At 62.0% G+C, this 466-nt stretch carries 1 pseudogene; it reads left to right on the top strand.

Going from position 1 to position 466, the window contains the following annotated elements:
* Positions 1-466: pseudogene (locus DIE22_RS37890) on the top strand (RHS repeat protein); the annotation flags it as partial.

Here is a 466-nt window from a genome sequence, read left to right as displayed (position 1 = left end):
CAGTTCCACTACGATCCTGCAGGGCGGCTGATCGAGGAAGTCGCGTTCGACGGCAAGTCGACGCGCTATCAATACGATGCGGATAGCGGCAGCCTCGTTTCGATTGATGAGGCGGGTTGCGTGACGTCGATGGACGTCGACGCAAGCGGCCGCCTGATGAAGCGTGTGGCAGGGGAAAGCGAAGAACGGTTTGCCTACGATCCGAGCGGTAGGCTGATCGACGCGGCGAACCGGTACAGCCGCGTGCAGTTCTTCTTCGATCCGGTCGGCAATCTGGTGCGCGAACATCATGCGTACGATCTGTTCGGCGAACGGCGCAGCTACGTGTGGCATCACGAATACGACGAGCTCGGCAACCGGCGACGTACCGTGCGGCCGGACGGGCATGTGGTCGATTGGTTGATGTACGGGTCCGGCCATGTGCACGGGATGCTGCTCGATGGCGAGGAGCGCGTGCAGTTCGAGC

Origin of the sequence: Burkholderia sp. Bp9142, from assembly GCF_003853415.1 — a bacterium.
Lineage (GTDB): Bacteria > Pseudomonadota > Gammaproteobacteria > Burkholderiales > Burkholderiaceae > Burkholderia.
Note: the sequence above shows the minus strand (reverse complement) of the source record. Positions and strands in the feature narration are given on the sequence as shown.